At 73.3% G+C, this 9,522-nt stretch carries 10 protein-coding genes and 1 pseudogene; 4 read left to right on the top strand and 7 right to left on the bottom strand.

Annotated elements, in window-relative coordinates; all coding sequences use genetic code 11:
• Window positions 1-136: 136 nt before the first annotated feature.
• Both ACWEV0_RS35010 and ACWEV0_RS35005 read right to left on the bottom strand, forming a co-directional pair.
• Window positions 137-298, bottom strand: a complete 162-nt coding sequence (locus ACWEV0_RS35010; RefSeq protein ID WP_451605402.1) for a hydrophobic protein — start codon at window positions 296-298, stop codon at window positions 137-139.
• Between the two features lie 102 nt (window positions 299-400).
• On the bottom strand, window positions 401-769 hold the full coding sequence (locus ACWEV0_RS35005) for a hypothetical protein (protein WP_453153851.1): 369 nt from the start codon (window positions 767-769) through the stop codon (window positions 401-403).
• A 118-nt stretch (window positions 770-887) separates the two neighbouring features.
• Between ACWEV0_RS35005 and ACWEV0_RS35000 the strand changes: the two genes are divergently transcribed.
• The 3 genes from ACWEV0_RS35000 (at window position 888) to ACWEV0_RS34990 (ending at window position 4,512) form a co-directional block, all read left to right on the top strand.
• Entirely contained in the window at window positions 888-2,480 is a 1,593-nt protein-coding gene (locus tag ACWEV0_RS35000) for an FMN-binding glutamate synthase family protein (protein WP_453153850.1), read from the top strand.
• A 32-nt stretch (window positions 2,481-2,512) separates the two neighbouring features.
• Window positions 2,513-4,243 carry a thiamine pyrophosphate-dependent enzyme gene (locus ACWEV0_RS34995; protein WP_453153849.1) on the top strand — a complete coding sequence of 577 codons (1,731 nt, stop codon included), beginning with the start codon at window positions 2,513-2,515 and terminating at the stop codon, window positions 4,241-4,243.
• Window positions 4,244-4,338: 95 nt separating this feature from the next.
• Window positions 4,339-4,512 (top strand): CsbD family protein, encoded by a 174-nt coding sequence (locus tag ACWEV0_RS34990; protein ID WP_453153848.1) that lies wholly within the window; start codon window positions 4,339-4,341, stop codon window positions 4,510-4,512.
• Window positions 4,513-4,834: 322 nt separating this feature from the next.
• Here ACWEV0_RS34990 and ACWEV0_RS34985 read toward each other — a convergent pair.
• The 3 genes and pseudogenes from ACWEV0_RS34985 to ACWEV0_RS34975 form a co-directional block, all read right to left on the bottom strand.
• A pseudogene (locus ACWEV0_RS34985) lies at window positions 4,835-5,056 on the bottom strand (SRPBCC family protein); the annotation flags it as partial.
• Window positions 5,057-5,131: 75 nt separating this feature from the next.
• Window positions 5,132-5,506 (bottom strand): PRC-barrel domain-containing protein, encoded by a 375-nt coding sequence (locus tag ACWEV0_RS34980; protein WP_453153847.1) that lies wholly within the window; start codon window positions 5,504-5,506, stop codon window positions 5,132-5,134.
• A 60-nt stretch (window positions 5,507-5,566) separates the two neighbouring features.
• The gene (locus ACWEV0_RS34975; protein ID WP_453153846.1) at window positions 5,567-5,791 is read right to left on the bottom strand and encodes a DUF6458 family protein; all 225 of its coding nucleotides are present in this window, start codon (window positions 5,789-5,791) and stop codon (window positions 5,567-5,569) included.
• Window positions 5,792-6,053: 262 nt separating this feature from the next.
• On the opposite strand from ACWEV0_RS34975, the gene ACWEV0_RS34970 reads away from it, so the two are divergent.
• Window positions 6,054-7,067, top strand: a complete 1,014-nt coding sequence (locus ACWEV0_RS34970) for a serine/threonine-protein kinase (RefSeq protein WP_453153845.1) — start codon at window positions 6,054-6,056, stop codon at window positions 7,065-7,067.
• A gap of 146 nt (window positions 7,068-7,213) precedes the next feature.
• Here the strand turns inward: ACWEV0_RS34970 and ACWEV0_RS34965 are convergent, their stop codons facing one another.
• Together ACWEV0_RS34965 and ACWEV0_RS34960 are read right to left on the bottom strand one after the other, a co-directional pair.
• On the bottom strand, window positions 7,214-8,707 hold the full coding sequence (locus ACWEV0_RS34965) for a peptide MFS transporter (protein ID WP_453153844.1): 1,494 nt from the start codon (window positions 8,705-8,707) through the stop codon (window positions 7,214-7,216).
• Window positions 8,708-8,718: 11 nt separating this feature from the next.
• Window positions 8,719-9,522, bottom strand: an 804-nt coding sequence (locus ACWEV0_RS34960; RefSeq protein ID WP_453153843.1) for an adenosylhomocysteinase, incomplete at its 5' end; no start/stop codon positions are given.

Below are 9,522 nucleotides of genomic sequence, written 5' to 3'. Positions count from 1 at the left end.
GCGGAAGGCATGCGACGGCCCGGTACGCTCCTGACGGAGGTGCCGGGCCCGGTCACGCCAAGGGCGCGCGCCGCGGGGCCGCCGGGGCCGCCGGGGCCGCCGGGGCCGCCGGGGCCGCCGGGGCCGCCGGGGCCGCCTACCAGCGGTACCAGCGGCCCGCGCCGCCCTTCGGCCGGGCCACGAAGCCCAGCAGCCACACGACGAGCACGATGACGGCGATCCACCACAGCGCCTTGACGGCGAAGCCGGCGCCGAAGAGCAGCAGAGCGAGCAGCAGTACCAGAAGCAGGGGGACCATGCGGATCGACCTCCATGAGGACGGTGACGGAAAGGTGAGGGACGGCCGGACGGCGTACACGCGCGCACCGGCCTCCTACGGGGGCGGGAACGGCCCGCCCGCTCAGCGGCGTTCGAAGAAGAGGGCCATCGGGCCGAGATCGCGGCGCGCGGCCAGGCGCCCGGCCCGGCGCCCCCACCCGTACACGAGGGCGAGCGCGGCAGCCGTGCCGGCTGCGGCACCGGCCGTCACGCCCCGCCGCGCACGCGCGGCGGCCCACAGGCCGCGCCCGGCGCCGCGTGCTGAGTACGCGGCCGCGCGCGCCATGTCGGCGAACGGCGCGGGCAGGACGCGCGGTTCGCCGAGAGCGACCGGCTCGTACCGTTCGTCCGCGTCGGGGGCGCCCACCCGCGTCAGGTCGGGGTGGTCCGGGACGGCGCAGAGGCGGGTCCGGGAAAAGTGGTTCCGTCCGCTGTTCTCCGAAGCAATCATGGGCATCGTCTCGCCGGACTCCCGCACGCTAAACCTGGCGGACCCGGACCCGCCGGTCCCGCCCGCCCGTTCGCCTCGCGCGCGCTTGACCGCGCCCGTCCGGGACAGACGACCGTCCATGGTGACGTCACTGCTCGTGGTCTGCCCCGTCCTCGCCGCGCTCGCCACCGGCCTCGCGGCCGTCCTGGTGTCCCCGTGGTGGTGGTGCGCGGCCGGACCCGCCCTGCTGCTCGCCGCGGTCGCGTCGTACGACGTCGTCCAGCGGCGCCACTCGATCCTGCGCAACTATCCGCTCCTCGGGCACCTGCGGTTCGCGATGGAGGCGATCCGCCCCGAGGTGCAGCAGTACTTCGTCGAGGGGAACGTCGACGGCGCGCCCTTCGACCGGGACACCCGGTCCATCGTGTACGAGCGGGCGAAGGGGACGGACGCCGAGGACCCCTTCGGCACCGAGCTGGAGCTGGACCGGACGGGCACCGAGTACCTGGTCCCCTCCATGGCCCCGCGCCCGGTGCCGGACGAGCCGCCCCGGGTCCGGATCGGCGGCCCCGACTGCGCCCGGCCCTACGACATGGCCCTGCTCAACGTGTCTGCGATGAGCTTCGGCTCCCTGTCGGCCCGGGCGATCCGCGCCCTGAACGAGGGCGCCCGGCGCGGCGGCTTCGCCCACGACACCGGCGAGGGCGGGATGTCGGAGCACCACCTCGCCCCCGGCGGCGACCTCGTCTGGGAGATCGGGACCGGGTACTTCGGCTGCCGTGCCGAGGACGGCGGCTTCGACCCGCGGCAGTTCGCCGAGAAGGCCGCGCTCGACCAGGTCGCCTGCGTCCTGCTGAAGATCAGCCAGGGCGCGAAGCCCGGCATCGGGGGCGTGCTGCCCGGCTCCAAGGTCGGCCCGGAGATCGCCGCCGTCCGCGGCGTCCCCGAGGGCCGCACGGTGATCTCCCCGCCGTACCACCGCGTCTACCGGACCCCCCGGGAGCTGGTGCGCTTCCTCGGCCGGATGCGGGAGCTCTCCGGCGGCAAGCCGGTCGGCTTCAAGCTGTGCGTGGGCGCGCGCCGCGACTTCCTCGCCGTCTGCAAGGCGATGCTGGAGGAGGACCTCACGCCCGACTTCATCGTCGTCGACGGGGCGGAGGGCGGCACGGGCGCGGCCCCGCTGGAGTTCGCGGACGCCGTCGGGCTGCCCCTCACCGAGGGCCTGACGACGGTGCACCGGGCCCTCGTCGGCACCGGGCTGCGCGACCGGATCCGGATCGGCGCCTCCGGCAAGATCGCCACCGGGAGCGACATCGTCAAGCGGCTGATCCAGGGCGCCGACTACACCAACTCCGCCCGGGCCATGATGTTCGCCCTCGGGTGCGTCCAGGCCCAGCGCTGCCACACCAACACCTGTCCCGTCGGGGTCGCCACCCAGGACCGCCGGCGCGCCCGCGCCCTCGACGTCCAGGACAAGGCGGAGCGGGTCCGGCGCTTCCAGGAGGCGACCGTGCGGAGCGCCCTCGCACTCATGGCCGCCATGGGCGCAGACGGTCCCCGGGAGCTGGGGCCCGGCATGCTGCTGCGCCGGGTCGGACCGGACGCCGTGCGGTCCCACGCCGAGCTGTACGAACCGCTCGAACCCGGTCTGCTCCTGTCCCCCGCATCGGTTCCGGACTCGTGGGCAGGCGACTGGAAGGCAGCCCATCCGGACCGGTTCACGCTCCGGTGAACCGGTCGACGTCCACAGCGAAGGGAGACCCCATGACCCGTACCGTCGCACAGGTGATCGTCGACGGGCTGGCGGACCTCGGTGTCGGCCGTGTCTTCGGCGTGGTCGGCGACGCGCTCAACCCGCTCACCGACGCCATCCGGACCACCGAGGGCATCGACTGGACCGGCTTCCGCCACGAGGAGGCGGCGGCCTTCGCCGCCGGAGCGCATGCCCAGCTCTCCGGTGAATTGGCCGTCTGCATGGGCACGGTGGGACCGGGCTCGGTGCACCTGCTGAACGGCCTGTACGACGCGGCCAAGAGCGGGGCGCCGGTCCTGGCGATCTGCGGCCAGGTGCCGCTGTCGGAGGCGTACGGGGACTACTTCCAGGAGGTCGACAACGACCTGCTCTTCCGGGACGTGGCCGCGTACCGGGCCACCGTGACCTCCCCCTCCCAGATGCCCCGGCTGCTGGAGTCCGCGGTGCGGGCGGCCGTGACCGGGCGGGGCGTGGCGGTGCTGACCGTCCCCGGCGACCTCGGCGACCGGGAGGTCGAGGAGGACCGGCCGGCGCGGTTCGCGCTGCCGCGCCCGGCCGTCACGCGTCCCGACGACCCGGCGCTCGCCGGGGCCGCCGAGACGATCACCCGGGGCTCGCGGGTCACCCTCCTGGTCGGGCGCGGCGCCCGGGACGCCCGCGAGGAGGTGCTGCGCGCCGCCGAGCTGCTTTCGGCGCCGATGGTGCTGACCCTGAAGGCCAAGGAGGGCTTCGAGGACGACAACCCGTACGAGGTCGGCCAGACCGGCCTCATCGGCAACCCGGCCGCGGCCCACGCCATGGACTCCTGCGACACGCTGATCATGCTGGGGACGGACTTCCCCTACCGGGACTGGTATCCGGAGGGCTGCCGGGTCGTGCAGATCGACGCCCGCGAGGAGCACCTCGGGCGCCGCGTGCCGGTGGACGTCGGACTCGCCGGGGACGTGGGCGCGACGCTGCGGGCGCTGCTGCCGCTGCTGGCGCCCGTCCCGTCGCGTTCCCACCTCGACGAGGCCCGCGAGCGGTACGCGGACTGGCGGAAGGGCCAGGCCGACCTCGCCGACCCCGCCCACGACAGGCGGCTGCCGGGACGAGTGCGGGCCATGTTCGACAACCGGGAGGCGGACATCCGTCCCGAGGCCCTCGCGGCGGCCGTCGACCGCCACGCCGCCGACGACGCGATCTTCACCTCGGACACCGGCATGGCCACCGTGTGGCTCTCGCGGCTCGTGCGGATGCGCGGCACCCGCCGGCTGATCGGCTCCTACAACCTCGGCTCCATGGCCAACGCCATGCCCCAGGCCATCGGGGCGCAGCTGTGGGCGCCGGACCGGCAGGTCGTGGCCTTCTGCGGCGACGGCGGCCTCGGCATGCTGCTCGGCGACCTGATGACCATCAGCTCCGAACGGCTGCCGGTGAAGCTCGCCGTCTTCGACAACCGCCGCCTCGGCATGGTCAAGCTGGAGCAGGAGCAGGCGGGGCTTCCCGAGTGCGGGACGGTCCTGGACAACCCCGACTTCGCCGCGGTGGCCGAGGCGCTCGGGCTGACCGGCATCCGCGTCACCGCGCCGGCCGAACTGGACGAGGCCGTGCGCGAGGCGCTCGCCCTCCCCGGCCCGGTCCTCCTCGACGTGCTGACCAACCCGGCGGAGGTGGCCGTGCCGGCCAAGCCGACGGTGTCGCAGGGATGGGGCTTCGCCATCGCCAAGATCAGGGAGAACCTCCCCTCCCGTGCGCGCTGAGCGGCGACGCGCCGGATTTCCATGGGTTTGTCCTCGCCGATCCAGGTGAGGCGTTCTGTTGTCAGATGTGTCGCACGAAGAAGGAGCGATCCCCCGTGTCCGGTGAGCAGAAGGCGAAGGCCAAGGTCGAGCAGGCCAAGGGCAAGGTCAAGGAGGCGGTCGGCCGGATGACCGACGACGAGCGTCTCGAGGCGGAAGGCCGGGCCGAACAGGCCAAGGGCGACGCGCGCGGCGCGAAGGAGAAGGCGAAGGACGTCTTCAGGCACTGACCGACGGACGACGGACCTCGTCCGGCACCGAGAGGGGCGGCCCGCCATCGGGGGGCCGCCCCTCTCCGTCGTCGTGCTCCTCCGCCGGCGGCGGGCCGTGCTCGCCGCCCGCAGGACGAGGAGCAGGACGGCCGTCAGCGTCTCCTCCGCCGGCGGCGGGCCGTGCTCGCCGCCCGCAGGACGAGGAGCAGGGCGGCCGTCAGCGTCGCGAGCGGCAGCAGGGCACGGCGAAAGCCCCCGTCGAGTGCGGGGGCTTCCGTCCGGCGCGGCACGGTGCGGAGTCAGCTGTCACCCCTGCCGAGGGCGCGCCGCCGCCGGGTCCTCAGACCGCTCCGCGCCAGCCGCCCGTCTGCAGGCCGCCGCGCTCCTCGATGAACGACTTGAACCGCTTCAGGTCGCCGGCGACCTTGCGCCTGACGAACCCGAGCTTGTCGCCTGCCTGTTCCGTCAGCCCCTCGGGGGCGAAGTCCATCTGGAGCATGACCTTCGTCCGGGTCGCGTCGAGGCGGTGGAACGTGACGACGCCCGCCTGGCGGGCCTCGCCTCTCTCGGACGGGCATGGTCTCCCCGCCGGGGACGTGCTGCTGGGCTTGTGCGTACCGGGGCGGACCGGCGGCCATCAGAGGCCGCCCGTGCCTCCCCCGAACGGCCAGGACGTGCGGTAGTACTGGCCGATCTCCTCGCGGTACTGACGGTCCGCGAGGTGCTTGTCGGAGACGAACTCGGGCGAGTCCTTCACCTGTTCCTTCGACAGGGCGATGTGCAGGGTCTGCTCCTCCAGGTCGACGCGGGTCACCGCCCGCGCCGGGACGAGCACCTCCTTGCCGAAGATCCAGACGCCCGTGTCGACGACCAGGTAGGAGTCGTCCGCCTCGTCGGAGTGCTTGCCCACCTTGCCGATGTGCCCGTCGGAGGCCTCGACGCGCCACCCGGTGAGGTCGGTACCCGCCAGGTGGCCGGACTCGGTGCTGAAGGACCACAGATGGTCGGTCATCGCTGTCACTCCTCTGTCGCTGTGTTCGTGCAGGGCGCGGCGCCGGACGCGCGGGCCGCCTCAGAGCAGGTCACGACGGTCGTCGTCGGTGACCGTGGGCGCCACCGGCGGGACCACCATCCGACGGCGGCGCAGAACGCTGGTGTAGACGGCGGTCCCGAGCAGGCCGACGCCCATGAGGATCAGGCCGACCAGATCGAGGTCGACCGCTTCGAGCTCCCAGTCGGTCGCGAACGTGAGGATGGCGCCGACGGCGATCATGATGATGAACAGTCCCAGACCCATGGTTGGTTGCTCCTCCCCTGCGGGTTGGACAGCGTCCGCGTACCCGGGTCTCCGGGGATCATTCCGCCGTCCTCGGAGACGTTCGGACCGGGTCCCCGCCGGGCCCGTGGGCACGCCGAACCGTCGATTCGCCGTCCTCCGGGGGATGTTCATGGACGGACGGGGCACGCGGTCAGCCACGGGCCCGCGCACGACCGGCGGGCGACGCACCCGTTTCCCGGCCCGCCGGCAGCGGGCCGGCCACACCCCCAGGGAGAGCCCGATGCAGGTCCGAGCAAGGCCCGCACATCCGGACGTCACATGGGCGGCCCGTACCGTCGCCGGGCGCTACCGGCTCGACCGCCTCCTGGGCCGGGGCGGAGCGGCGGACGTGTACGAGGCGCTGGACCTGCGGCTGCGGCGCCGCGTGGCGGTGAAGGTGTACCGGCCCGCGGGCGCCAGCCGGACCGACGTCCAGTGCGGCGAGGAGGCCCGGTTGCTGGCCCGGATGCACCATCCCGGCCTGGTGACCCTCTACGACACGGGCCGCGACGGGAGCCGGCCGTTCCTGGTGATGCAGCTCGTCCGGGGGACGACCCTGCGGCGGCGGATCGCCCGCGGGGTCCTCACGCCCGCCGAGACCTGCCGGACGGGGGCCGCCCTGGCCTCGGCCCTCGCCCATGTGCACGCCCACGGCGTCGTCCACCGCGACGTCAAGCCGTCGAACATCCTGTTGGACCGGTCGGAGATCCCGCACCTCACGGACTTCGGCATCTCCCGCCGCGTCGAGCCCGCGGACGACGCCCCCGAGGGCGCGGGCACCCTCGTCGGCACCGCGTCCTACATGGCGCCCGAGCAGGCCCTGGGCCGCCGAACGGGACCTGCGGCCGACGTGTACAGCCTCGGCCTCGTGCTGCTCGAAACCCTCAAGGGCGAGGCGGAGTACGGCGGAGCACCTCTGGAGGCGGCGCTGGCGCACCTGCACCGCCCGCCGGTGCTGCCGTCCGGCCTCCCGGCGGAACTGGTCCGCCTGCTCACGGCGATGACCGACCGCTCCCCCGCGGCCCGCCCGGACGCCTCCGCCTGCGCCCGGATCCTCGCCGACCCACGTACGGCGGGACGCGCCTCCGCGCCCTCCGCCGCGTCCGGCTCCCGGGAGCCGGGGGAACACCGTTCACACCGCCGGCGCCGGCCCTCCGCCGCCCGGCCGGGGCGGCCCGCCTCCGGGCGGGCCGCAGCGGCGACCCTCGTCATGCTCGGGCTCCCGGCACACAGCGCGAGGCCGCCACGAAGGTGATGGCCGTCAGGCCTCACGGTCGCCGCACGACGACGACCCCCGCCGGCACGGCGGCGACGGACGGCGCATCCCACCGGGGCGCGCGGCGGCGATCGCCGAATGCGGCGCCTTGCCCCAGAAGGGGCGGCGGCTCCCTCCGCCCCGTCTCAGACCCCCAGCCGTCGAGCCAGAGCCCGAGTCCCGAGAAGCAGCACCACCCCTGCCGCCACGGCCACTCCGCCCAGCACCAGGAACAACCCGGCTCCTGGAGCAGACGTTCCCGCGAGCTTCATGGCGTTGCCGCCGAGACCCGCGCCCAGGGCCGCGGAGAGCCAGAAGACGCCGACCACCTGGCTGAGGAAGGGCGCCGGCGCGATGGCCGTGGCGACGCTCATGCCCACCGGGGCGAGGGCTGCCTCGGCGGCGCCGGTGAGGAGGAACGTGCCGACGAGCCAGAGGGGAGAGACCCGGCCGACGTAGTGGGCGTGCCAGGCGGCCAGGGACATGAGGAGCATGGAGCCGCCCATGGCGAACATGCCGAGCGCGAACTTCGCGGTGGCGCTGATGCGCGCGCCGAGGCGCACCCACAGCCACGCGAAGAAGGGTGCGCACAGCAGGATCGCCAGCGGGGTGGCCGACTGGAACCAGCTGGCCGGGAGGCGCAGGCCGAGGATGTCGCGGTCGGTGGCGTCCCGGGCGAACAGGTTGAGCAGCGAGCCTCCTTGGACGTGCAGGGCCCAGAAGAGGGCGGAGGCGAGGAACAGCGCGATGTAGGCGCGCAGGCGGGTCCGTTCCGGTGCGGAGATGTCGCGGTGGCGCAGGAGGGTCCAGAAGCAGCCGATGGGTACGGCGAGGCTGAGCACCGCGACCAGGGTGAGGACGTGCCGGATGGTGAAGGTGCCGGCCAGCGCGTCCGCGGTGAAGAGCGCGGCCGGTACGGCGATCGCGGCCGTGGAGAGGCGGAGGAAGCGGCGGCGTTCGGCCGGCGGGAGCGGGCGGGTGGCGGCGCGGCCGACCTCGCCGAAGGAGGCCGAGCCGCGGACGTACTGCCAGACTCCGAGCCCCATGCCGACCGCGGCGACGCCGAACCCCGCGTGCCAGTTGAGGCCCTCGCCGATGCCGCCGACGACCAGCGGCGCGATCAGGCCGCTGATCTGGATGGAGGTGTAGAAGATCGCGAAGCCGGCGTCCCGCTCGGCGGTCGCCTCGCGCGGGTAGAAGGCGCTGAGCAGCCCTGCCATGTTGGGCTTGAGCAGACCGGTGCCGAGGGCGATGAGGAGCAGCCCGGCGTAGACCGTCGGCACCGTCGGCAGTGCCATCAGCAGGTGTCCGGCAGCGATGACCACGGCGCCGTACAGCGTCGCCCGGTAGCTGCCGAAGACGCGGTCGCCGAGCCAGCCGCCGGGGAGGGAGGCGAGGAAGATGGCGGCGGTGTAGATGCCGAAGAGCATTCCGGCGTCGGAGTTCGAGAGCCCGAGGCCGCCTTCGGCCGCCGGGGCCGAGGCGAACAGGAAGAGGATGGCCAGCATTCCGTAGAAGCTGAACCGCTCCCACATGTCCGTGGCGAACAGGGTGACGAACCAGCGTGGTCTGCCCAGCAGGGTGGGCGGTGCGGCCCGGGACGGGTCGACTGCGGGCCGGACGGTTGCGGACGATGTCATGGCGCTCTCCGTCAGTAGCGGTAGTGGTCGGGCTTGTACGGGCCCTCGACCGGGACGCCGATGTACGCGGCCTGCTCGGGGCGCAGCTCGGTGAGCTTCACGCCGAGGGCGTCGAGGTGGAGGCGGGCGACCTTCTCGTCGAGGTGCTTGGGCAGGACGTGGACGCCGACCGGGTACCGCTCGGTCCTGGTGAACAGCTCGATCTGGGCGATCGTCTGGTTGGCGAAGGAGTTGGACATCACGAACGACGGGTGGCCGGTGGCGTTGCCGAGGTTGAGCAGTCGGCCCTCGGACAGCATCAGGACAGTGTGTCCGTCCGCGAACCGCCACTCGTGGACCTGGGGCTTGATCTCGGTCTTCACGATGCCGGGGACCTTGGCGAGGCCGGCGATGTCGATCTCGTTGTCGAAGTGGCCGATGTTGCCGACGATCGCCTGGTGCTTCATCTTCGCCATGTCGGAGGCGAGGATGATGTCCTTGTTGCCGGTGGTGGTGATGAAGATGTCGCCGGTCTCGACGACCTCGTCGAGGGTCGTGACCTGGTAGCCGTCCATTGCCGCCTGGAGCGCGCAGATCGGGTCGATCTCGGTGACGATCACCCGGGCGCCCTGGCCGCGGAGGGACTCGGCGCAGCCCTTGCCGACGTCGCCGTAACCGCAGACCACGGCGGTCTTGCCGCCGATGAGGACGTCCGTGGCCCGGTTGATGCCGTCGACGAGCGAGTGGCGGCAGCCGTACTTGTTGTCGAACTTCGACTTCGTCACGGCGTCGTTCACGTTGATCGCGGGGAACAGGAGCGCGCCCTCGCGGTGCAT

It is taken from the genome of Streptomyces sp. NPDC003943, from assembly GCF_053605265.1.
Note: the sequence above shows the minus strand (reverse complement) of the source record. Positions and strands in the feature narration are given on the sequence as shown.

Excerpts from the sequence above, each read along its gene's own strand:
- ACWEV0_RS35000 (WP_453153850.1), top strand. The coding sequence starts at position 888 with ATGGTGACGTCACTGCTCGTGGTCTGCCCCGTCCTCGCCGCGCTCGCC.
- ACWEV0_RS35010 (WP_451605402.1), bottom strand. The coding sequence starts at position 298 with ATGGTCCCCCTGCTTCTGGTACTGCTGCTCGCTCTGCTGCTCTTCGGC.
- ACWEV0_RS34995 (WP_453153849.1), top strand. The coding sequence starts at position 2,513 with ATGACCCGTACCGTCGCACAGGTGATCGTCGACGGGCTGGCGGACCTC.
- ACWEV0_RS34980 (WP_453153847.1), bottom strand. The coding sequence starts at position 5,506 with ATGACCGACCATCTGTGGTCCTTCAGCACCGAGTCCGGCCACCTGGCG.
- ACWEV0_RS35005 (WP_453153851.1), bottom strand. The coding sequence starts at position 769 with ATGATTGCTTCGGAGAACAGCGGACGGAACCACTTTTCCCGGACCCGC.
- ACWEV0_RS34965 (WP_453153844.1), bottom strand. The coding sequence starts at position 8,707 with ATGACATCGTCCGCAACCGTCCGGCCCGCAGTCGACCCGTCCCGGGCC.
- ACWEV0_RS34975 (WP_453153846.1), bottom strand. The coding sequence starts at position 5,791 with ATGGGTCTGGGACTGTTCATCATCATGATCGCCGTCGGCGCCATCCTC.
- ACWEV0_RS34970 (WP_453153845.1), top strand. The coding sequence starts at position 6,054 with ATGCAGGTCCGAGCAAGGCCCGCACATCCGGACGTCACATGGGCGGCC.